Annotated in this window: 20 protein-coding genes and 1 pseudogene; 6 read left to right on the top strand and 15 right to left on the bottom strand. The window is 68.6% G+C overall.

The annotated features are described in order from the left end of the window. Nucleotides 1–18: 18 nt before the first annotated feature. Nucleotides 19–771 carry a hypothetical protein gene (locus HDC93_RS25130; protein WP_185013107.1) on the bottom strand — a complete coding sequence of 251 codons (753 nt, stop codon included), beginning with the start codon at nucleotides 769–771 and terminating at the stop codon, nucleotides 19–21. 224 nt (nucleotides 772–995) lie between these two features. On the opposite strand from HDC93_RS25130, the gene HDC93_RS25125 reads away from it, so the two are divergent. Together HDC93_RS25125 and HDC93_RS25120 are read left to right on the top strand one after the other, a co-directional pair. Continuing rightward, complete coding sequence (locus HDC93_RS25125; RefSeq protein WP_185013106.1) at nucleotides 996–2351, top strand: tetratricopeptide repeat protein; 1356 nt, start codon at nucleotides 996–998, stop codon at nucleotides 2349–2351. A 35-nt stretch (nucleotides 2352–2386) separates the two neighbouring features. After that, nucleotides 2387–2887 carry an NUDIX domain-containing protein gene (locus tag HDC93_RS25120; protein ID WP_185013105.1) on the top strand — a complete coding sequence of 167 codons (501 nt, stop codon included), beginning with the start codon at nucleotides 2387–2389 and terminating at the stop codon, nucleotides 2885–2887. A gap of 97 nt (nucleotides 2888–2984) precedes the next feature. Here the strand turns inward: HDC93_RS25120 and HDC93_RS25115 are convergent, their stop codons facing one another. The 5 genes from HDC93_RS25115 to HDC93_RS25095 form a co-directional block, all read right to left on the bottom strand. Then, the gene (locus HDC93_RS25115; RefSeq protein WP_185013104.1) at nucleotides 2985–3341 is read right to left on the bottom strand and encodes a hypothetical protein; all 357 of its coding nucleotides are present in this window, start codon (nucleotides 3339–3341) and stop codon (nucleotides 2985–2987) included. After that, entirely contained in the window at nucleotides 3338–5857 is a 2520-nt protein-coding gene (locus HDC93_RS25110; protein ID WP_185013103.1) for an AAA family ATPase, read from the bottom strand. Before HDC93_RS25110 ends, HDC93_RS25115 begins: the two co-directional genes overlap by 4 nt. 457 nt (nucleotides 5858–6314) lie before the next feature. After that, nucleotides 6315–7118 (bottom strand): class I SAM-dependent methyltransferase, encoded by an 804-nt coding sequence (locus HDC93_RS25105; protein WP_185013102.1) that lies wholly within the window; start codon nucleotides 7116–7118, stop codon nucleotides 6315–6317. Nucleotides 7119–7801: 683 nt separating this feature from the next. After that, nucleotides 7802–8026 carry a hypothetical protein gene (locus tag HDC93_RS25100; protein ID WP_185013101.1) on the bottom strand — a complete coding sequence of 75 codons (225 nt, stop codon included), beginning with the start codon at nucleotides 8024–8026 and terminating at the stop codon, nucleotides 7802–7804. Nucleotides 8027–8050: 24 nt separating this feature from the next. Continuing rightward, a complete protein-coding gene (locus HDC93_RS25095; RefSeq protein WP_185013100.1) occupies nucleotides 8051–9205 on the bottom strand; it encodes an inorganic phosphate transporter in 1155 nt (384 codons plus the stop codon). A 105-nt stretch (nucleotides 9206–9310) separates the two neighbouring features. Here HDC93_RS25095 and HDC93_RS25090 point away from each other — a divergent pair, with 105 nt between their 5' ends. After that, complete coding sequence (locus HDC93_RS25090; RefSeq protein WP_185013099.1) at nucleotides 9311–10045, top strand: VOC family protein; 735 nt, start codon at nucleotides 9311–9313, stop codon at nucleotides 10043–10045. Here HDC93_RS25090 and HDC93_RS25085 read toward each other — a convergent pair. The 5 genes from HDC93_RS25085 to HDC93_RS25065 form a co-directional block, all read right to left on the bottom strand. Further along, nucleotides 10042–10257, bottom strand: coding sequence for a hypothetical protein (locus tag HDC93_RS25085; protein WP_185013098.1), 216 nt, complete (start codon nucleotides 10255–10257; stop codon nucleotides 10042–10044). The two genes, HDC93_RS25090 and HDC93_RS25085, sit on opposite strands and share 4 nt — an antisense overlap. 10 nt (nucleotides 10258–10267) lie before the next feature. Continuing rightward, nucleotides 10268–11488 carry an RNA polymerase sigma factor gene (locus tag HDC93_RS25080; protein ID WP_185013097.1) on the bottom strand — a complete coding sequence of 407 codons (1221 nt, stop codon included), beginning with the start codon at nucleotides 11486–11488 and terminating at the stop codon, nucleotides 10268–10270. Between the two features lie 29 nt (nucleotides 11489–11517). After that, entirely contained in the window at nucleotides 11518–11931 is a 414-nt protein-coding gene (locus HDC93_RS25075) for a YciI family protein (protein WP_185013096.1), read from the bottom strand. An 85-nt stretch (nucleotides 11932–12016) separates the two neighbouring features. Further along, a complete protein-coding gene (locus HDC93_RS25070) occupies nucleotides 12017–12334 on the bottom strand; it encodes a hypothetical protein (protein WP_185013239.1) in 318 nt (105 codons plus the stop codon). A 26-nt stretch (nucleotides 12335–12360) separates the two neighbouring features. Next, complete coding sequence (locus tag HDC93_RS25065; protein WP_185013095.1) at nucleotides 12361–12945, bottom strand: dihydrofolate reductase family protein; 585 nt, start codon at nucleotides 12943–12945, stop codon at nucleotides 12361–12363. 111 nt (nucleotides 12946–13056) lie between these two features. Between HDC93_RS25065 and HDC93_RS25060 the strand changes: the two genes are divergently transcribed. Together HDC93_RS25060 and HDC93_RS25055 are read left to right on the top strand one after the other, a co-directional pair. Beyond that, nucleotides 13057–13689, top strand: coding sequence for a TetR/AcrR family transcriptional regulator (locus HDC93_RS25060; RefSeq protein WP_185013094.1), 633 nt, complete (start codon nucleotides 13057–13059; stop codon nucleotides 13687–13689). 24 nt (nucleotides 13690–13713) lie between these two features. Beyond that, nucleotides 13714–14079, top strand: a pseudogene (locus HDC93_RS25055) (transposase domain-containing protein); the annotation flags it as partial. Nucleotides 14080–14215: 136 nt separating this feature from the next. Here the strand turns inward: HDC93_RS25055 and HDC93_RS25050 are convergent. From HDC93_RS25050 to HDC93_RS25040, 3 genes are all read right to left on the bottom strand, one after another. Beyond that, a complete protein-coding gene (locus HDC93_RS25050; RefSeq protein WP_185013093.1) occupies nucleotides 14216–14836 on the bottom strand; it encodes an N-acetyltransferase in 621 nt (206 codons plus the stop codon). Between the two features lie 339 nt (nucleotides 14837–15175). Continuing rightward, entirely contained in the window at nucleotides 15176–16345 is a 1170-nt protein-coding gene (locus HDC93_RS25045; RefSeq protein WP_185013092.1) for a family 2 encapsulin nanocompartment cargo protein polyprenyl transferase, read from the bottom strand. A 111-nt stretch (nucleotides 16346–16456) separates the two neighbouring features. Next, nucleotides 16457–17863 carry a family 2B encapsulin nanocompartment shell protein gene (locus HDC93_RS25040; protein WP_185013091.1) on the bottom strand — a complete coding sequence of 469 codons (1407 nt, stop codon included), beginning with the start codon at nucleotides 17861–17863 and terminating at the stop codon, nucleotides 16457–16459. A 255-nt stretch (nucleotides 17864–18118) separates the two neighbouring features. Here HDC93_RS25040 and HDC93_RS25035 point away from each other — a divergent pair, with 255 nt between their 5' ends. After that, nucleotides 18119–19027: a 1-aminocyclopropane-1-carboxylate deaminase/D-cysteine desulfhydrase gene (locus HDC93_RS25035; protein WP_185013090.1), complete on the top strand. Its 909-nt coding sequence runs from the start codon at nucleotides 18119–18121 to the stop codon at nucleotides 19025–19027. A 31-nt stretch (nucleotides 19028–19058) separates the two neighbouring features. Here the strand turns inward: HDC93_RS25035 and HDC93_RS25030 are convergent, their stop codons facing one another. Continuing rightward, nucleotides 19059–20657 (bottom strand): Na+/H+ antiporter, encoded by a 1599-nt coding sequence (locus HDC93_RS25030; RefSeq protein WP_185013089.1) that lies wholly within the window; start codon nucleotides 20655–20657, stop codon nucleotides 19059–19061. Between the last annotated feature and the right edge of the window lie 33 nt (nucleotides 20658–20690).

Genomic DNA, 20690 nt, shown 5'->3' with positions numbered 1-20690 from the left:
CTGGCGTGCGGTGCGGTGCTACGCGGCAGGGCTCACGCGACGGGCGTAGACCTGCTCGATCCAACCGGCCTTGAAGGCCGCGAGGTCGTCGCGGAAGGCGGTCATCGACGCACCGTAGGGCGCGACGACGCCGCCGGACTGGTCCGGCACGGACTGGCAGCCGTGCACGAGTCGGCCCCCGAGGGCCGCGTGGGCCTTGATGGACTCGATACGGCGGTGCTCGTTGAACCAGCCGCCGTGGTAGACCTCGTCGAGCGTCCCACCCATCTCGTCGTCCAGGTCGAAGACGACGGAGGTGGCGGCGGGGAAGAACCAGCACGGGCCGACGTTGGAGATGTGCCCGTCCAGCTCCACCTTGTTGAGCGCCATCAGCGTGGCTGCCTCGCGCAGCATCCGCAGGTGCTCGGCGGTGATCTGCGGCAGGCCGAGGCTGGCGAGATGCTCGTCGCGGAAGAGGTAGGCGTACACCTCGTAGGCGGTGGACAGGACTCGGGCGGCGTCCGAGGTAGAGGCGGCGTGGGCCTTGATGAAGTCCAGCGCGAGCTGCTCGACCGCGCTCTCGGTGGTCTCCTGCACCTCCAGGAGCTGGGACTTGACCAGTTCCCAATCGGCGACGAGCCAGGTGTTGGACTCGAAGCGGAAGAAGTACTCGGCCGGGTCGATGGTGATGCGCTGGCCGTCGACCTGGATGCCGGGCAAACGGCTCCAGCGCTCGTCGAACGTCTCAGGCAGTACGACCGTGATGGCGGCCTTGGTGTCGATGGTGGTCACCGTGTCTCCGTCTCTGATCGGCCGGGTTCGGGCACAGGAATGCCCGAACCCGGTGTAGGCGTACGGAACTTCGGGGGCCGCCCGGCCGATTGGGGAGCCTGGTCACGGTGTCGGACCGAGGCCGGGCGGCTGATGATTAGTGAACCCTCCGTCACGCACAGTGGGTACGGTGAGAGGCAGTTGAAGCGGTATACGCGGTTTACAGCTCCGGAGCGGAGGCGATCGTGGCAGCGCCGAGAGGCCCCAACTCCCGCCTGCGTGATGTCATCGAGGCGATCGGCTGCACGTACGAGGCACTGGCAAAGGACATCCGGCGCATCGCGGCCGAGAACGGCGAGATCCTCCAGACCAACAAGTCGGCCGTCTCCCACTGGGTGAACGGCACACGCCTGCCGACCGGACGGACCGGCCAGTACCTCGCTGAGGCACTGTCCCGCCGGACAGGCCGCAACGTCACTCTGGTCGAGATTGGCCTTCGAGCACCCGAAACCACGGTGGCGCAGGAGCCCGATCCTGTTCTGGCCGCCACCGATCTGGGCCGTGCCGACGTCGAACGCCGCCGTTTCCTTGCCGTGGCTGCCTTCACCACGGCCGGCGTGGCCATGCCGCTCTTCTACGACCACGAGGCCACCGCCCGCATGCTGCGGGCCCGCACCGGCAGCTCGCTGGTCGGCATGGAGGACGTGGAGGTCGTACGGCAGATCACCGCAGCCTTCAGTGCGGCTGACGAACGCCTCGGTGGCGGCCATGGCCTGACCACGGTCACGGCCTACCTCGCCGACACGGCGGCTCCCATGCTCCGCGGCCGATTCCCGAATGAAGCTCTACGGCAAGCGGCCTTCGGTGCCGTCGCCGAACTCGCGTACCTCGCCGGGTGGAAGCACCACGACCTCGGCCAAGAAGGCGCCGCCCAGCGCTACTACCAGGTCGGCTACCAGCTCGCCTGCGAAGCCGACCCACGCGGCCACGCCTCCTGGATGATGCGTGCCCTCGCCCACCAGGCACTGAGCCTCAAACAGCCCCACCACTGCGTCGACCTCGTCGAAGGCGCCCTGACCCGCGGCCTGGGCCACGTCGACGGCCAGACCGAGGCGCTACTGCACATCACCCACGCCCGCGCCTACGCCGCGGTCGGCGCGAAGCCCGCAGCGGCCCGCGCTCTGCTCGCCGCCGAAGACGCCCTCCTGCGCGACGACGGGCCCCAGCCCAGCTACTCCCGCGTCAGCGGCCCGGCCGCCGGCACCGTCGCCAGCCACACCGCCCGCACACTGACCGACCTCGCCGACCACGTGGGCACCGAACAACAGCACCGCGATGCCCTGGTGCGCTGGGACCCCGAGAAGTACAAGCGCGTCCACGCCCTCACACACGCCGATCTCGGCGACAGCCTCGCTGCCCAGGCCCGAGCCGACGAAGCCGTCGCCGCCTGGTCACAGGCCCTGACCTTGATGGAGGGCATGACGTCCGACCGCACCCGCAAAGCGATCACCTCGCTCCGCTCCACCCTCTCCATCTACCAGCGCCGCAAAGTGCCCGGAGCCGCCGAACTCGCCCGCCGCGCACGCGAAGCACTGGCCTAAGCTGCCACCAACCGGCCGACGAAGGGACACACGCCGTGGCTCAGCGGACAACCGACGACCAGCCCAAAGCCTTGCCGCCCGCCCTCGAATCCATGACCCTGCTGGTCGCCGCCGTCATCGTCCACGACAAGGCCACCAACCGCGTCGTCCTCCTCCAACGCAGCCAGAACGCCAAGTTCGCCCAGGGCATGTGGGACCTCCCCGTCGGCAAGAGCGAACCTGGCGAACCCATCACCGAGACGGCGGTGCGGGAGCTGTACGAGGAGACGGGCCTGACCGTGAAGCCCGAGTTCTTGAAGGTCGCCCACATCATCCATGGCGCCTGGGGCGTGGAAGCCCCCAATGGCTTCCTCACCGTCGTCTTCGCCGCCCACGAATGGACCGGCGAGCCCGTGAATCGCGAACCGCGCAAGCACGCCCAGGTCCGCTGGGTTGACGCCGACGCTATCCCAGAGGAATTCGTGGACACTACCGCCAGCGCGCTCCGCAGCTATCTTGCCAACGGCCCGGAAGTCTCCCTCGATGGCTGGCGGTAGAGACGCCGACGCCTTCCAAGCGGCCGTTTTCAACACTACCGCTATTGAGGCAAGCACAGCGTATACAGTGGGCCGGTAATCGAGCATCCAGAAATCTTTAGTTCGAATCTACAACTGGCCGTACGCCAGCTAGAGTCTCCAACCTCTCAACGATACTGCGCCATTCGTCGATTATCACGGCGGGGGCATCAACCATACTCGATCGACCGTGCAGGATATCCGATGCTCGGCCGTAAACATGCCTGACCAGGCGCACCAACCCTGCCGCTTCCGCAAATTCCTCTGGGGGCACCAGGCCGATAACGATGGAGAGCCGACCTGGTACGTTATTGATGAACAGAAGCGGATTTTCCGGCTGACAAACTCTATGGTAAGCCTCGATAGTGGCCAGCTCGATACGGAGCCTCAACTCAAACACTTCAATGCGGCGTCGAGACGCGGTGTCGAGCTTCACGAGAAGTCCCAAGAAGTGATCACTGCGCAAGCCTCCCGCGCCTTTTCGATCTCCAGGGTCAGGTTCGCCTTCGCGTCATCAGATCCGTGAACCGCCTTGTTCCAGCCACGCAGGTAATGCCCACAGATCTTACTGAACTCATCGATCGGGTTTCTACCACTATGCGTCTGATTTATAAGCTCTTCCGCAAAAGCAACCCTCTTGGGGGTATTGTCAACTGCGTCAATAGATGAAACATTGCGTGCCACATCCTGCCTCTGCGCTAGCGAGTAGCGGACAACGCAAGAATGCAGAGCATGATCGACCGCCTGCCGACAAAGCCCCCTAACAACCTGCGCTTCGGTCAGATAGGTCGTAGGTGACGGTCGCGGAGCCCAAGTGACGATATTTCGCGCATCATCGAGCAGGACCCTCCACATCTCATCCGTTGATTCGATGCTGATTTCCCCCTTCTCGACGTCGCGGCTGACTCGCCAGGCTTGACCGTTAGCTGCCCGAGCAAGGAGGTGCTGCTTCAGCCGTTCATCATGGGTAAAAACGATAACCCGCCTCTCGAAACTGAGATCGACCAATACTGCGGCCAGACGATCAACTCGGATCTCATCAAATGCATGAACAGGGTCGTCCAGGATCAGAAATGAGAAAGGTCCCGACTCGGCAGTAGAGAGCAACGGGGCGAGCAGGAAGGCGTTTCTCTGCCCGGCACTCAGCATGGACAGCTGCAATTCCTGACCACTCGAATTGCTCACACTCACGTCGGCTCTGGTTGTAGTCAGATGAATCCCATCCAGATAGATGCCAACGTCCTCAAGCAACTGCCTGACTCGCTTATCGGCCTTTTCCTTAAAGTGTTCCGTGCGTTCTTTTCGCAGCTTGTCAGCGAGAGTACTGGAACACTTCTTGGTCTCTTGCCACAGGGCGCTCTGCCTGGCCTTTTCCTGCTCCGTGCGCCAGATATGCAAAAAGTTCTCAAGAGCCCCTCTACGCTCCCGAAGCCACTTCCGCGTGACCTCGCTCGCTTCGACTGCCGCGGCGCTTGCCCCATCCCAGTCGGCAGTGCTGATGGAGTTCCTAAGGGCCAGGAACCCCTCACGCACCTCCGGCGCAGGCCGGCTTCCGTAAGAACTCATCACGGCGCGAAGGCGCTCTGCAACCTTCGCTGCAGCCGTCGATGCAATCCTGTAGCCATTTTCAGTCGAGCTAATCAGCGCGAGAACTTCCGCTACGCAATTCACTACGACAGACGCGTCTCTGAGGTCACTCAACGCATCGCGCGCCTCTTCGTGAATCGGCGACAGCACGGCATGTCGCTCTACGTTCTCCTGCAGGGTTTCTACCCAGTTATCGACTATCGAATTGCAAACTGGGCATATCGAACCAGGCGAAGTAATCTCCACAGCATCCTTATAAAGAGCATCCAGATGCTGAGCAATTCTCGGACTAGTCAGCTCGGGGGCACTTTCCAGTTTCTGGAACGCGCCATCCACGCCTGACATCGCCACTCTCAGGCGTTCTACGTCTGCGCCTGTGACTTCGACCGTGAGCGAGCCGGCGTCCACAAGATTATGTCGCGTTAGCCAGTCCTCGACATCATCATCAATTGCCGGCCAGGAAATGTCACCGATATTGACCGCTGACTCGTCGAGGCGAAATTTATGGTCAACCTCGGCGACCCGGGCTTTGCCATCCTTGAGAGCGGCATCGATTTTCTTTTTACTCGCCGAAGCAGCCTCACTCAACTCGGACACCAGGGCCTCTAGATGAGTGAACGCCCCTCCGAGCGCAAGGAGATTGGCAATATAGCGTTGCAAATCGTTACTCTGCTGAACACGCCGCTCCACCTCGGCGTACGAAAAGACAGGCGGATGTCCTTCCAGTGCATGACGCCACGCACTTCCCATATCAACACGGCATGCTTTGCCAGATGAGGTTGTCCATTCGCCGTAAGCATCCTTGACTTCGCCGTCGTCAGTGAGTTCACACCTCAGTACCAGCTCTTCACTGTTTCGCACAAGGGTGACTTCTGCCCAAGATTGTGCACTGTCACGAGCCCTGTTGATCTTTTCCCAGAGCGGATCAAATTTACTTCGCCCTGTCGGTGCGGCTACATCGGCCCACCATCCCGTTTTTCCGGAGATGGCGGTTCGAATACCGTCAGAAATGGTCGACTTACCAGATCCGTTCGGCCCGTGATAGATGCTGATCCCGGGAGAGGGATCGATCTGCATGAAAAATTCAGATGTAGTTCCCTGGAATCCGCAAAGGCGAAGTCCCTTTATTCCCCATGCCTCCCCCTGGGTAGGGTCAAGCGCACCTGCATTCTCGCCTTGGAGTCGAGCAATCAACGCTCGCAGGTTCTCCCAGCCCGCTTTCGTCTTAGTCGCACCAGCCTGCATCCTGGTTGCAGCCTCGGCCAGGTCGGCATAGGTGAGCAGGGAGAGCTTCTTCTCCTCATCGCTCGCCCCCGCACTCTTCGGGACCCCTGCATCAGGGGTTTCGTTGTCCGTGACGGTCATGCCGACTCCACTGCCATGGTGCTCGTGCCGCATCTAGGGGCGTAATGCTAGCCGTGGGGCGGTTCAGGAGTATGGGGTTTTTGTAGCTTCCCGGAACTCAGGGGGTATTTATATGCTTAGCCGGTTACGTCCTGATTCTGATCCATACAGACTGCAAGGCTCTGGCCATGACAGTCGTTGAGTCGTGATCGGGTAGCGGAGGATTGTGTAGGGGCGCGAGGACTAGATATCAAGCGCGCGATCGGGGAGGGCTGCGGCGCGGGATCCTCCAACTCTGCAGGTCGGGAGCGGATATGCAGGTGTGACCGGGGCAGTGAGCTGTTTCCAACCTCAGCTTGAGCAGGTCAGATGCAGGGTGAGGACCGCACCCGCAGCAACCGCTTCAAGCGCTGAACACTTCGCGAAGCGCTGCAGGCGGTCGCGAGCTGGCAGGTTGGCAACGACGACGAAAGGCGGATCAGCGCGCCGGCTCAGACGTGCCTCGCGTCTGGTCGCGGCTGGCGACCACCAGGTATCCATCGTTCTCGGGGTCGAAGGTGGTGGACTGCACCGTGAGCCCGACACTCCGCAACTGCGCCACGAGGTCCTCGTACCGGTAGGGCCAGATGGACAACCGCTCCGAGCAGGCTCGCACTGCCCCATCCGGCTCGATCTGGGCGACCACGATCTCGAGGAAGTGTTCCTGCTCCCAGCACTGCTCGATCTGCCAGTAGTAGCTGACGACCGCATCGCGGTCGTTGCGGCGGATGAGTCGATCGCGGACGTCTACCCGTGAGCCGGCGGAGCGCACGAGCTCCCAGTTGCGTGAGTGGAGCACAAGGCGTCCGCTCGGATTCAGCAGCCGCGACATCGCTTCCAGTGCGGTCAGGCGCCCGGCTGCGCCCTCGGCGTGCCCGAGCGAGTTGCCGACGCAGAACACCAGATCGAACGTGGAGTCCTCCAGGTGGTCGGGCAGCTCATCCCAGCTCGCGCGGAGGGCTCGAAGCGAGACACCCTGCTCGTCGGCGGCCTTCTCGGTCCGGCGAACCATCCCATTGCTGGCGTCTGCGGCGACCACGTCAAGGCCAAGACTCGCGAGACCGACGGCGAGCTGGCCGGTTCCACACGCGCAGTCGAGGACGCGCGCGTTGGGCGGCAGAGAGCCCGCGACATCGCTGTAGTAAACCGCGGCCGCCTTGGCGGGGGTCAACCTGTCGTCACCGATCAGCCACTCGTATACGTCGGAAAGCGCCCCATAACCAGCCACCGCGATAACCTCCATCACTCGACGCCACGCGGGCTAGACCGCGCCTGCGAGTCGGACCTTGCGCCTCGCACTGTGCCGGGCCGTGTCAGCGAAGCATTGAGCAGGACCCAACCACTTCCGGCCGCTGAGACTCCACCGGATTTCGTGGGAAACCGCGGCACGCCGCACCGACGCAGGTCCCCACTCCACCAGCGCCCCATCGGCCACGATGGGGACCGTGGTCGGCAAGCGCGCGTTCACTGCGGAGCGCTTTAGGCACAGCCATCCAAACTGATTGCCGAAACGCCGCGTCCGGATGAAGGACCGCCAGCGACCGCCTCTACTGCCAAGTATCCCGACGAAGTCCACGGTTTTTCCTACTTGGGCGTCATTTCAGTTGGTGAGCCTGCGGTGGCATATGAGGGTTGCGGCGATGGCGAGGAAGTGTCACTTACCGGAATGACTCGGGCCTGTCGACGTATCCGGATCGCTACTGCCCACGAGCGCCAGCGGTCCGCACCCAGTCCGCAAGACACCCGCTCAAGACCGTCGCACCCCATCGCCACCAATCACCAAAAGACCAGGTCAGCGCCCCACAGGAAAGATCCCCGCAGGCCACCGACCCGGCCCATTACTAGGAGACCAAGAAGGCCTGATCGCCTTCGTACGGCGAAGGGGCCCGACCGCGAACCGGTCGGGCCCCTTCGTCGTGGGCGCTGTCAGTGGAACTGAGGGACGATCAGGTAGATCCCGTACGCCACCACGGCCGCGCAGACGAGGAAGCACAGGGTGGCCTGGCCGAGGCCGAGGGCGGAGGTGCCGCCCTGCTGCGCGCGGGCGCCCTCCAGGCGGGCGAGGCCGAGGGCGAAGACGACGACCACGGCGACCGTGACGCCGACGCTCACCGCGGCGACCTCGCCGCGTGCGGTCCAGTCCGGATGCATGTCTGCATGTCCTGCTCCCGTCGTTCAGGCGGCCGTGCCGACCTTGGCCGGCGGCTCGGTGCGGATGCTGGCCTCGTGTGCGTCATTGACGTTGTGCGCGTGGACCGGGTTGCGGCGCGAGATGAGCACGATGCCGGCCGCGAGGGCCGCGCCGACCAGCGCGACGACCGCTGTGCCGAGGTCCCCGCCGTTCTGCACGACGGCGGCGGCCAGACCCCCGACCAGCGCGGCGGCGGGCAGGGTGACCACCCAGGCGACCGCCATCCGGCCCGCGACGCCCCAGCGGACCTCCGCGAGCCGGCGGCCGAGCCCCGCGCCGAGGATGCTGCCCGAGGCCACCTGCGTGGTGGACAGGGCGAATCCGAGGTGGGCGGAGGTCAGGATGACGGTCGTGGAGGCGGTCTCGGCGGCGAAGCCCTGCGGCGACTGGATCTCGGTGAGGCCCTTGCCCATGGTGCGGATGATCCGCCAGCCGCCCAGGTAGGTGCCCAGGCCGATGGCGAGGCCCGCGGACGCGATGACCCACAGCGGCGGGCCGGCGTGGTGGCCGAGCGCGCCGGCCGAGATCAGGGTGAGGGTGATGACGCCCATGGTCTTCTGCGCGTCGTTCGTGCCGTGGGCCAGGGAGACCAGCGAGGCCGAGGCGATCTGGCCGATGCGGAAGCCCTTGGTGACGGAGTCCCCTCGGGCCCGGTCGGTGAGCCGGTAGGCGAGGTAGGTGGCGATCAGCGCGGCGACACCGGCCACGATCGGCGAGGCCACCGCGGGCACCAGCACCTTCTCCACGACCTTCTCGAAGTTGACGCCCTGGCTGCCCGCCCCGACCCACACGGCCCCGATCAGACCGCCGAGCAGGGCGTGTGAGGAGCTCGAGGGCAGGCCGACCAGCCAGGTCAGCAGATTCCACACGATCGCGCCGACCAGTCCCGCGAAGATCATGCCCGCGGAGACGAGGGTGTCGTCCACGATGCCGCCCGAGATGGTCCTGGCGACCTCCGTGGACAGGAAAGCACCGACGACGTTGAGGACACCGCTGATCAGGACCGCAGTACGGGGTGCGAGCGCGCCGGTGGCGATGGATGTGGCCATCGCGTTCGCCGTGTCGTGGAATCCGTTGGTGAAGTCGAAGGCGAGCGCCGTGACGATGACGACCGCCACGAGGAACGTGATGTGGTCCATTCCTGAATGCAAACAAGCGCGGACCAATGGACGGGGAGCGGTGCGGCAGGGGCAGGTCAAGGTTCACGCAGGTGGCGGTGGCACGGCCCCTCTACGATCGCGCCCATGAGGATCAGCTGGACGTACGCCTTCATCGACCGCCCGCGTGAGGCCTTCGGCGCCGCCTGCGACTTCTGGGCGGCCGTCACGGACACCCGCCTGTCCGAACTGCGCGGAGAACACGACGAGTTCGTCACCCTGCTGCCCGACGGCGCCGACGCGTGCCTGAAGGTGCAGGCGGTCGGTCCGGGTTCCGGGGGCGCGCACATCGACTTCTGTGTGGACGACGTACAGGAGTTCGCCGCCACAGCGGTGCGGCTCGGTGCGGGCGTGGTGGCCGATCTGGGGTCGCTCGTCGTGCTGCGCTCGCCCGGTGGGCAGTTGTTCTGCGCGGACCCGTGGCGTGGGCAGTCGTCGCGGCCGGGTGTGGTGCGGGGCAGCCGGCTCGACCAGGTGTGCGTGGACGTCCCGGCCCCGGCCTTCGACAGGGAGGTCGCCTTCTGGAGCGCGCTGCTCGAGGGCTGGGAGTCGCGGCCGGGCTCCCGTGCGGAGTTCCACGTGGTCGAGCCGCCGCCCGGCCTGCCGGTCCGTCTGCTCCTGCAACGCCTCGACGAGGAACGCCCGGCCTCCGCCCACCTCGACCTCGCCTGCGCGGACGTCCCGGCGACCCGGGCACGGCACGAGGAACTCGGGGCCGCCTTCGTGGCCGCCTTTCCCGGCTGGACGGTCATGCGCGACCCGGCGGGCGGCACGTACTGCCTGACGACCCGCGACCCGGCGACGGGCGGGTTGCGCGCCTAGGGGGTGGTGACGTACGCGCAGGCCCGGGGCGTCGGGCACGGCGGCAGATGCTGCGCGTCGCCGGGGTCCGTTTGTTCCCAGACGTACGGGCCCGGTGGCTCCGTCGAGTCCTGCATCCACAGCGTCAGCCCGCCCGCTACGGCCACGGCCAGCGCCCACACGACCACGACCAGACGCCTCACGGTGCGGCGCCGCTCCCCCGGTATGCCCATGCCGTACACACTAGGCGCCCAACCGCGCCGCCCGGGACCGGAGATAGCGCTGCTCGGGCAGGCTGAGTGTCTGCGCGGCCGCCGACTCGTAGGCGGCCCGGGCGGCTTGGGGCTCGCCCGCGCGCTCCAGGAGGTGACCTCGTACGGCGTCCAGGCGGTGGCCCTTCAACTCGTCGGCCAGGGAATCCACTTCGGTAAGGCCCGCGCGCGGACCGTGGACCATGGCGACGGCGACGGCTCGGTTGAGGCGCTCGACCGGGCCGGGGACCAGGCCGACAAGGACGTCGTACAGGCCGAGGATCTCGGCCCAGTCGGTCGCCTCCGGCGAGGGTGCCTCGTCGTGCACGGCGGCGATCGCGGCCCGCAGTTGGAACGGCCCAGGCCGGCCCCGGGACAGGGCCCGGGTGATGAGCGCGACGCCCTCCTCGATCGCGGCGCGGTCCCAGAGGTCGCGGTCCTGCTCGTCGAGGGGGATCAGCTCGCCGTGCGGGCCGCTGCGCGCCTCGCGCCGGGCGTCGGTGAGCAGCATCAGCGCGAGCAGACCGGTCACCTCGCAGTCGCCGGGCAGCAGCCGGTGGACCGTGCGGGTCAGCCGCACGGCCTCGCCCGCGAGGTCGCGGCGTTGCAGGGTGGCGCCGGAGGTGGCCGTGTAGCCCTCGTTGAAGATCAGGTAGAGGGTCTGCAGGACGGACGGCAGCCGTTGATCCCAGCGGTCCGGGCGGCCGAAGCGCACGCCCCGCACCTTCTGCTTGGCCCGGCTGACGCGCTGCGCCATGGTCGTCTCCGGGACGAGACAGGCCCGGGCGACCTCCGCCGTGGTCAGCCCGCCCACGGCGCGCAGCGTGAGCGCGATCTGCGCGGGCGGCGACAGGTCCGGGTGGCAGCACAGGAACAGCAGCGAGAGCGTGTCGTCCTCGCGGGGTGCCCGCTCCCCCGGCGGCGGCGCCGTGAAGGCGTCGCGGGGCGTGAGCGCGGCCGCCCGCTCCTCGCGCCGGCGACGGGCCTGATCGCTGCGCAGGGCGTCGGTGAGCCGCCGCGAGGCGACCTTGATCAGCCAGCCGAGCGGATTACCGGGCACGCCCGCTTCGGGCCACTGCCCGGCGGCCGCGAGCAGCGCCTCCTGTACGGCGTCCTCTGCGGCGTCGAAGTGCCCGTACCGCCTGACCAGCGCGCCGAGGACCTGCGGCGCGCTGCCGCGCAGCAGGTCCTCGATCTCGGGTGTGCTTCGCACCAGCGTGTCCGTCGGCGTCGGGCGGTTCGTCAGATGTCCCCGGAACCGTCCATGATCGGGCGGATCACGACCGGGTAGTCGGGCGCACCGGGCGGCTGGGGGCAGCGGGCGACGCGGTCGGCGATCTCCGTGACCCGCTCCAGGCTCTCGCACTCCAGGACCCAGTAGCCGGCCAGCAGCTCCTTGGTCTCGCTGTACGGCCCGTCGGTGATCACGGCCTTGCCGTCGTCACCGAGGGTGACGTGCCGGGCCTGCGCCGGCTCGGCCAGGCCCTGCCCGTCGACGAACTCGCCGCTCTCGGACAGGTCGTCGTTGATGGCGCCCATGTAGGCGAACATGGTCTGCAGCTCCTCCTCGCTCCAGGCCGGAGAGTCCGCCGACGCCTTGCCGCGCATGGCTTCGTAGTCCGCCTGTGTGCCCTGCACCATGACCAGGTACTTCATGAGTCCGCTCCTTCGGCTCTCACCGCCCTGGTGGGCGGCTCTTCACAGGGAACGTCGGAGCCGGGCCGCGCATCTCGACAACGGGTCAGGGCTTCTTCGCGGCGGTTTCTCCCGGGGCCGGTTCGGGCGGGCTCGTGGCAGGTGGGGCGGTGGTGCCGGCGGGCCCGTCGCCTTCCGGGGGCCGGGCGCCCCGGCCGCCATCACCACTGCCGCCGTGGCCGGTATCGCGGCCGTGGCCGATATCGCCGCCGCGGGCGCCTTCCGCGTCGTAGGCCCCGCACTCGGGGTTGTGGCACGGGCCCGCCACCCACAGCGGGACCCATGTGCCCAGCGTCTTGTGGCGCCGGACGACTGTTTCCACTGGCTGTCCGCAGGTCGGACAGACGTGTTGTTCGCTGCCCATGACCTCAGAGTAGGCCGGTCGGAAGCTCAGCGCTTCCTGCTGTACGTGCGCACCAGTGCGCCGTTGCCGAACGTGCGCACCGACTCCAGGGCGAAGTCCGCGATCGTGACGCCGGAGCCGAACATCGGCATGCCCGCGCCGTACACCATCGGGTAGGTCTTGATGACGAGCTCGTCGACCTCGTCGAGCAGTTCACCGGCGACCGTGGATCCGCCGCACAGGTAGATGCCGAACTCGCCCTCCTCCGCCTTCAGTTCACGGACCTTCCCGACCAGGTCGTCCGCGATGATCTCGACGCTCGGGTCCGGCGACTCCGTCAGGGTGCTGGAGGCGACGTATTCGCGCAGGTGGGCGTAGGGGCTGGTGATGCCTTCCTGCAGGGCGAGGTCATAGCTGCCGCGCCCCTGGACGATCGTGTCGAACCGCTTGTTCGGCAGGTCGTCCATGCCGAGGGCCCGGCGACCATGGGTGGGCACCGCCTCGGGGTACTCCTGCCGGAAGAACTCGAGGAACTCCTCGTCGACGAAGCGGATCATCGCCGTTCCGTCGCCGCTCGGGTCGCCGATGAAGCCGTCGATGGAGCAGGCGATGTAGTACGTGAGCTTTCGCAAGCCGGTCTCTTTTCGTAGGATGGCGCTGCAACAACTTCATTTGTAGTACTCCTTCTGTAGTGGTTGCAAGGACTTAAGGCGCACCACCGAAAGTGGGAGAAGGGATTCCGCATGGTCAGCAACCCAGGGCGCCGGGCCGCGCTCGTCGACGCCGGTGTCGAGGTGCTCGCGCGCGAGGGGGCGCGCGGGCTGACGTTCCGCGCGGTGGATGCCGAGGCCGGCGTGCCCGTGGGCACCGCCTCCAACTACTTCACCGGACGCGCCGACCTGCTCCGCCAGATCGACACCCGGCTGCACGTACGGCTCGCGCCCGACCCCGGCGTGGTCGCCGAGCTCATGACCCGGCCGAGGGACCGTTCGCTGGTCACGGCCTTCATGCACGACCTCATGTCCCGAGCGACCCGCGACCGCACGGGCTACCTCGCCCTCATGGAGCTACGCCTCGAGGCCACCCGGCGCCCCGAACTGCTCGCCTCGTACACCGAGTCGGTGCGCGGGGACCTGGAGGAGGCCATGGAATTCCACCGCACGGCCGGGCTGCCCGGCGGGGACGAGTCCGTCGCCGTGCTGTACCTGGCCATGCTCGGGCTGCTCCTGGAGCATCTGACGCTGCCGGGCGTGCTGGACGGCGCCCTGCCCGGGGTGAGCGTGCCGGACGGGCTGGTGGAGCGGATCGTCGCGACGGTGCTGCCGGAGGAGGGCCGGGCGGGCGAGACGGGCGGGGCCTGGAGCCAATGCCGGTGACTCAGCCGTCCTGCCTCTCATCGGCTGCGGTGTGGTGAGTGTGACCAGGTCAGGTCGCGTACAGGTGAGCGGTTGTCGGACCGGATTGCGATCGGGGTGCTGACGCGGGCGTTTCCGCCGGACCTGGTCGATGAGGTGGTCGCGGACACCGGGCGGGCCGGGCAGCGCAGTCGTCTGTCGCCGGCCCGGGTGGTCGTGTACTTCGTGCTGGCGATGTGTCTGTTCTTCGGGCAGCCGTATGAGGAGGTGTCGCAGCTGCTGGGGGCGGGTCTGGGTGACGCGGGGCGCTCGTGGCGCGTGCCGACGACTGCGGCGATCGGGCGGGCGCGTCTGCGTCTGGGCGTTGAGCCGTTGAAGTTGCTGTTCGCCCGGGTGTGCCGTCCGGTGGCGGTGCACACCGGCATTGCGCCCATAAGACCGTTGAAGATCTTGCTCCGGCCGCCGGGACCGCCCCGGATTGCCGGTAAATGTCAATCGCCACGAACCGGTGCAAGCAGGGCGCAATTCCAAGATCTTCAGGGCACTCCTAGGCGGGCAGGTGCGGCCTGGGTTCGCGCCACATGGGCCACATCGCCGGGCCGTCCGGCAGGTCGAGAGTCGGTCCCGCGGGTTCGAAGCCGAGGCGCTCGTACAGCGCGCGACTGCGGGCGTTGCTGGCCTCCAGGTAGGCGGGCAGGCCTTCGCGGTCGCAGCGGTCGAGGACGGCCTCGATGAGGGCGGTACCCAGCCCCTCGCCCTGACGGCCGGGTGCCACACCGATCATCCACAGGTACTCGTGGGCACGCCCGGCGGGGTGGACGGCGGCCGTCAGCCGGCCGATCGCCTCGATGCGCTCGTTGTCCGGGTCGACGGCCTTGCGAACCTGAGCCGGACCTTCGTCGTCCCCGGCGTCGCCTTCGCCATGGCCCTCGTCGGCGGGCACGGGAAGCCACAGCGCGCAGGCCGAGCCGTCCTCCGTGACATCGATGCGGCCCGCCGCGAGCACGATATCGGTGAAGGCGGCCATGAGCGCGGGGTGCTTGGCGCGGCGGTCCGTCGTGCCCGGGAAGACCCAGCCGCTCACGGGGTCGTCCTGGAACGCGTCGTCCAGGAGCCGGACGATCAGCTCCCTGTCCCCTTCGCCCGCCGTCCGGATGGCCACACTCATGCCCCGCCCCTTCGCTCGACCCGACGGGCGTTGATCGTAGGGGCGTCGGCCCTCGCGGAGGGACGCGAGCAGGATCTTGGCGGGATTCAGTCGAACGTTTGCCCAAACCCGACGGATCCGCAGGGAGCCGGCAGAGGAAGGGGGCGGGCCCCGCACACCGTGGGGCAGTGCGGGACCCGCCGACCGGAGGCCGGTGGCCGTGCGGGGTCAGGAGCCGCACGGCCCCGGCGCTCCGGGGTCTTGCCCTTCGGTCACCCGAAGGTCGTCACAGATGCCGCCTATCAGCGGCCTGCCCTGGCCGGTCGTCGACTGCTGCCGGCCGACCGGCGTCGCCTGCCGTCAACTGGTCCGCCGTGTCACGAACTCGGCGAGCGCCAGCAGACCGCCCGCCGCCTCCGGGTCCGGCACCGCTCGGGCCAGCTGCTGCATCGCCCGGGCCATCCGGTCGGCCGCCTGGCTCTGCGCCCAGTCGCGGCCGCCCGCGCGCTCCACGGTCAGGGCGATATGGTCCAGGTCTCCCTCCTCGCTGGGTCGTGCGTACAGTCCGGCGAGTTCGGCCGCCGCCGGTGTGCCGGAGGCAAAGGCCGCCACCACCGGCAGCGACTTCTTCCGAGCGGCCAGGTCGGCACCGACGGGCTTTCCGGTGCGGCTCGGGTCACCCCATATGCCGATGACGTCGTCGATGAGCTGGAAGGCGAGCCCGGCTTCCCGGCCGAACGCGTCCAGCGCCGCCACTTCCTCGTCCGAGGCGCCCGCGTACAGCCCGCCGATCGCGCAGGCGCTTCCGAGCAGGGCGCCCGTCTTGGCCTCCGCCATGGCGAGCACCCTGTCGAGCGTGACCTCCGCGGGAGCGCAACGCTCCAGGGTCGTGTCCTCGTGCTGCCCCGCGCACAGTTCGATGACGCAGTCCGCGAGCCGGGCGGCGGCGGCCGGGGACACCGGGTGCGGGTCCTGGGCGAGCAGCCGCAGGGCCAGTGCCTGGAGGGTGTCCCCGGCGAGGATGGCGTCGGTGTCGCCGAACACGGTCCACGCGGTGGGGCGATGGCGGCGGGTGGCGTCCCGGTCCATCACGTCGTCGTGCAGCAGCGTGAAGTTGTGGACCAGTTCCACCGCGGCGGCGGCCCGGGCCGCCCCTGCCCGCGCCTCGGGTCCGCCGAGGGCGGCCGCCGCGGTCAGGACCAGCGCGGGCCGGATCGCCTTGCCGGAGCCGCCCTCCGCCGGACTGCCGTCGGACTGCTCCCAGCCGAAGTGGTAGAGCGCGATCCTGCGCATCGGGCCGGGCAGCGAGCCGAGCGCGGACCGCAGCACCGGATCGACCTCCGCCCGGGCCCGCTCCAGCAGCATGACCGCCTCGTGCCCTTCGGCCGGTGCGGCCCCGCCGTCCCGCTGCGTCCCGATGGGCCCCCGCCTTTCCGGTGCCCCGGACTTCTGCCCGGGCTCGGTGCCGCGCTGCCCGCAGGGTGCGGGCAGCGTCGTCTCCGTCCTGGACTCCGTGAGGGACTCACCCATGGGACCGCCTCGGAGAATGAGCGGGTGGTGGCGCTTCCGCTGCCGCTGGGCGCGTACCCCGAGGATGTACCCGCCCTGACGGGCGGGGACACGGCCGGCGTACCGGAAGTGTCACCGCCAGCGGCCGATCTCGACGTTCTCCAGGACCCCGAGCGCGTCCGGTACCAGCACCGCGGCGGAGTAGTAGGCCGTGACCAGGTATTTGATGATGGCCTGTTCGTTGATGCCCATGAAGCGCACCGACAGGCTCGGCTCGATCTCGTCCGGGATGCCCGAGGCGCGCAGACCGATGACGCCCTGGTCGGCCTCGCCGGTACGCAGGGCGATGATCGACGTCGTCCGGGCGTCCGAGACCGGGATCTTGTTGCAGGGGAAGATCGGCACACCGCGCCAGGTCGGGATGCGGTTGCCGGCCATGTCGATGGTCTCGGGGACCAGTCCGCGCTTGTTGAGCTCGCGGCCGAACGCGGCGATGGCGCGCGGGTGGGCGAGGAGCATCTTGGTGCCGCGGCGCCTGCTGAGCAGCTCGTCCAAGTCGTCCGGGCCGGGCACGCCGTCATGCGGCTGGATCCGCTGGTCGTACTCGCAGTTGTGCAGGAGCCCGAAGTCGCGGTTGTTGACGAGCTCGTGCTCCTGGCGCTCCTTCAGCGCCTCGACCGTCAGCCTGATCTGCTGCTCGGTCTGGTTCATGGGCTGGTTGTACAGGTCGGCCACGCGCGAGTGGATGCGCAGCACGGTCTGGGCGACGCTCAGTTCGTACTCGCGGGGCCGGGCCTCGTAGTCGACGAAGGTGTGCGGGATGTCCGGCTCGCCGGAGTGGCCGGCGGAGAGGTCGATCTCCTTCTCGCCGTACTTGTTGGAGCGCTGGGAGGGGATCGAGCGGCGCTGCTGGAGGTGCTCGCGCAGCGTGCCCGAGCGCTCCGCGATCTGCGCGAACTCCTGGCGGGGCAGCACCAGCACGGTGCACGCGGTGAGGGCGCGGGCCGTGTACTCCCAGATCGCGTCCTCGTTCAGCAGGGCGTCCTCGCCGAAGTAGGCGCCGTCGGCGAGGACTCCGAGGGACTCGTCCTCCCCGTACGGGCCCGTGCCGACCTTCTCCACCCTGCCGTGCGCGAGGAGGTACACCTCGTCGGACGGGCTGCCGAACGAGGCGATCACGTCGCCCGCCGGGACCTCGCGCTGCTCACAGCGGCGGGAGATCTCGAGGAGCACTTCCTCGTCCTCGTAGGACCGCAGCGCCGGCAGCTCGCCGAGCTCCGCGGGGATGATCTCGACCCGGTCGCCGGTCTTCACGAACGTCAGACGGCCGTCGCCCACGGCGAACGTCAGCCGCCGGTTCACCCGGTACGTACCACCCTGGATGTCGACCCACGGCAGCATCCGCAGCAGCCAGCGGGAGCTGATCTCCTGCATCTGTGGCACGGACTTGGTCGTGGTGGCCAGGTTCCGCGCGGCCGCCGTGCCGAGACTCTGCTGCGGCTTGGTCTGCTCCGTGCGGACCTCTTCGCCTACCGACATAGAGAACTGCCCTCCCGGTTGTGACCGACGCCCATATGCCTCGGGCATCGATGTGCACGGGCAAGCCTTCCCCACTCAAGGCGCTGATGCTATTACCCGAAAGAGCGGGAATGGATCTTTGCGAAGCTGGGCAGGGGGCCGCGCCACGGCGTTCAAAAGACGCCCGTGTCCGGCCCTCGGACCGGGGGCCCGCGCGTGGAGCGCGGCGTCAGCCCCGAACCCCACGCTTCCCCACTCCCGGGTGACAATGTGCCGGTGACCAGCCCCGAGACTCCCGGAATCGCCGCGCTGCGCCCCCGGCTGCCGTCGCCGGTGCAGGAGGTCGTGGACAGCCGCTTCGAGCGACGGGGCGTGCGGCTGCTGCTGAAGCGGGACGATCTCATCCACCCGGAGCTGATCGGCAACAAGTGGCGCAAGCTGGCTCCGAATCTGACCGCGGCGGCCGGCCGTACCGTGGTCACCTTCGGCGGTGCCTGGTCCAACCACCTGCGGGCCACGGCCGCGGCGGGCCGGCTGCTCGGCATCCCCACCGTCGGTGTCGTCCGCGGCGACGAGCTGGCCGGCCGGCCCCTCAACCCCTCGCTGGCCCGCTGCACGGCCGACGGCATGCGACTGCACTTCGTCGACAGGGCGACTTACCGAGGCAAGTCCGAGCCGCGGACGCTGGCCGGCATCCTGCGCGCGGCGGACGCGGAGGAGGCGTACGTCGTTCCCGAGGGCGGCAGCAACATCGAGGCTGTCCGCGGCTGCCGGGCGCTCGGCGCCGAGCTGCGCGGCCTGGCCGAGGTCGTCGCCGTGGCCTGCGGCACCGGTGGCACGCTCGCGGGGCTGGCGGCCGGTCTCGCTCCCGGCGAGCGGGCCCTGGGCGTCCCGGTGCTCAAGGGCGGCTTCCTGGCCGCCGAGACGGAAGCCCTGCAGTGTGCGGCTCTCGGTGGCAGGCGCGGCACCTGGAGCCTGGACGAGCGCTTCCACTGCGGCGGCTACGCACGCGTGCCCGCCGGGCTCGACGCCTTCGCGGCGGACTTCGAGCACCGGCACGGCCTGCCCGTCGAACGCCTGTATGTGGCCAAGCTGCTGTACGGACTCGTCACCCTGGCCGGAGAAGGCGCCTTCCCGCGCGGGACGGCGGTGGCAGCGGTGATCACCGGGCGCCCCTTCCCCTGAGAGGTCGCATGTCCCGGGCCGCGCCCGTCGCTCAGGCGGCCTCCCGGAAGGCCGCCGCCTCCTCCAGGTCCAGCCTGCGCAGCAGGGTCCGCAGCATCTCGTCGTCGATGTATCGGCCGTCCCGGAGCTTGACGAACACCTCACGCTCGGCGCTGATCATCTCCCGCGACAGCCGCCGGTAGGTGTCGTCGACGGACTCCTCGGTGACCGGGTTGGCCTGCCCCAGCCGCTCCCAGACGGCGTTGCGCCTGCGCTCCAGGACGATGCGCAGCCGGTCGGCGAGCGGGGCGGGCAGGGCGTTGCGCTCGTCGGCGAGGAGCTCGTCCAGGCGCCGCTCGGCGGCCCGGGAGGCCTGCGCCTGGGCGTTGGCCTCGGCGAGCGTCTCGGTCTGCGCGTCCCGCCCGGGGAACTTCAGCAGCCGGATCAGCGGGGGCAGGGTCAGGCCCTGCACGACCAGGGTCCCGATGACCGTCGTGAAGGTCAGGAAGAGGATGAGGTTGCGCTGCGGGAAGGGCACCTCGCCGTCGTGCATGGTGAGCGGGATCGAGAAGGCGATGGCCAGGGAGACCACGCCCCGCATCCCGGCCCACGCGATCACGAACGGCCCCTTCCAGGTCGGGTTCTGCTCCCGTTCCCGCACCCGGGCCGACAGCAGCCGCGGCAGGAAGGTGGCCGGGTACACCCAGACGAACCGGGTCGCGACGACGACAAGGAAGACGGCGATCGCGTACCAGGCGGCGTCGACACCCTCGTACTCCCCGAGGCCCCTGAGGACCACCGGCAGCTGCAGTCCGATCAGCGCGAACACCGCCGACTCCAGGACGAAGGCGACCATCTTCCAGACCGCCTCCTCCTGCAGGCGCGTCGCGAAGTCGACCTCCCACGCGCGGTGCCCCAGGTAGAGCGCGACGACCACGACCGCGAGGACACCGGAGGCGTGCACCTGCTCGGCGACCGCGTATGCGACGAACGGGATCAGCAGGGAGAGCGTGTTCTGCAGCAGCGCCTCCTTCAGGTGCGTGCGCAGCCAGTGGATCGGGGCCATCAGCAGCAGGCCGACCACGACGCCGCCGACCGCCGCGAGCAGGAACTCGCCGATGCCCCCGGCCCAGGTCGCGCCCTCGCCGACGGCTGCGGCCAGGGCCACCCGGTAGGCGGTGATCGCGGTCGCGTCGTTCAGCAGGGACTCGCCCTGGAGGATCGTGGTGATCCGCGACGGCAGCCCGACCCGGCGGGCCACCGCCGTCGCCGCGACCGCGTCCGGGGGCGCCACCACCGCCCCGAAGACCAGCGCCGCGGTCAGCGGCATGCCCGGCACGATCACGTACAGGGCCCAGCCGACGGCGAAGGTCGCGAACAGCACGTACCCGACCGACAGCATCGCGACCGGCCGCAGCTGCGCCCGCAGGCCGAGGTAGGAACTGTCGGTGGCCGCCGTGTGCAGCAGCGGGGGCAGGATGAGCGGCAGGACGACGTGCGGGTCGAGCGTGTACTCGGGCACCCCCGGGGCGTAGCTGACCGCCAGCGCCACGGCCACCAGCAGCAGCGGCGCCGGCACCGGGGTACGCCGCGCGGCCGCGGCGATCGCGGCGCTGCCCGCCACGAGCAGCAGCAGTGGCATCACACCCATCGTTATCGCCCGCCCTCATTTTTCGCCGCGGTC

This window comes from Streptomyces sp. AK010 (assembly GCF_014207295.1).
Taxonomy (GTDB): domain Bacteria; phylum Actinomycetota; class Actinomycetes; order Streptomycetales; family Streptomycetaceae; genus Streptomyces; species Streptomyces massasporeus.
Note: the sequence above shows the minus strand (reverse complement) of the source record. Positions and strands in the feature narration are given on the sequence as shown.

Coding starts and splice junctions, on each gene's coding strand:
- HDC93_RS25060 (WP_185013094.1), top strand. CDS start 13,057: ATGGTCAGCAACCCAGGGCGCCGGGCCGCGCTCGTCGACGCCGGTGTC.
- HDC93_RS25090 (WP_185013099.1), top strand. CDS start 9,311: ATGAGGATCAGCTGGACGTACGCCTTCATCGACCGCCCGCGTGAGGCC.
- HDC93_RS25110 (WP_185013103.1), bottom strand. CDS start 5,857: ATGACCGTCACGGACAACGAAACCCCTGATGCAGGGGTCCCGAAGAGT.
- HDC93_RS25070 (WP_185013239.1), bottom strand. CDS start 12,334: ATGGGCAGCGAACAACACGTCTGTCCGACCTGCGGACAGCCAGTGGAA.
- HDC93_RS25040 (WP_185013091.1), bottom strand. CDS start 17,863: ATGTCGGTAGGCGAAGAGGTCCGCACGGAGCAGACCAAGCCGCAGCAG.
- HDC93_RS25105 (WP_185013102.1), bottom strand. CDS start 7,118: ATGGAGGTTATCGCGGTGGCTGGTTATGGGGCGCTTTCCGACGTATAC.
- HDC93_RS25030 (WP_185013089.1), bottom strand. CDS start 20,657: ATGGGTGTGATGCCACTGCTGCTGCTCGTGGCGGGCAGCGCCGCGATC.
- HDC93_RS25075 (WP_185013096.1), bottom strand. CDS start 11,931: ATGAAGTACCTGGTCATGGTGCAGGGCACACAGGCGGACTACGAAGCC.
- HDC93_RS25095 (WP_185013100.1), bottom strand. CDS start 9,205: ATGGACCACATCACGTTCCTCGTGGCGGTCGTCATCGTCACGGCGCTC.
- HDC93_RS25085 (WP_185013098.1), bottom strand. CDS start 10,257: ATGGGCATACCGGGGGAGCGGCGCCGCACCGTGAGGCGTCTGGTCGTG.
- HDC93_RS25045 (WP_185013092.1), bottom strand. CDS start 16,345: ATGGGTGAGTCCCTCACGGAGTCCAGGACGGAGACGACGCTGCCCGCA.
- HDC93_RS25100 (WP_185013101.1), bottom strand. CDS start 8,026: ATGCATCCGGACTGGACCGCACGCGGCGAGGTCGCCGCGGTGAGCGTC.
- HDC93_RS25050 (WP_185013093.1), bottom strand. CDS start 14,836: ATGAGTGTGGCCATCCGGACGGCGGGCGAAGGGGACAGGGAGCTGATC.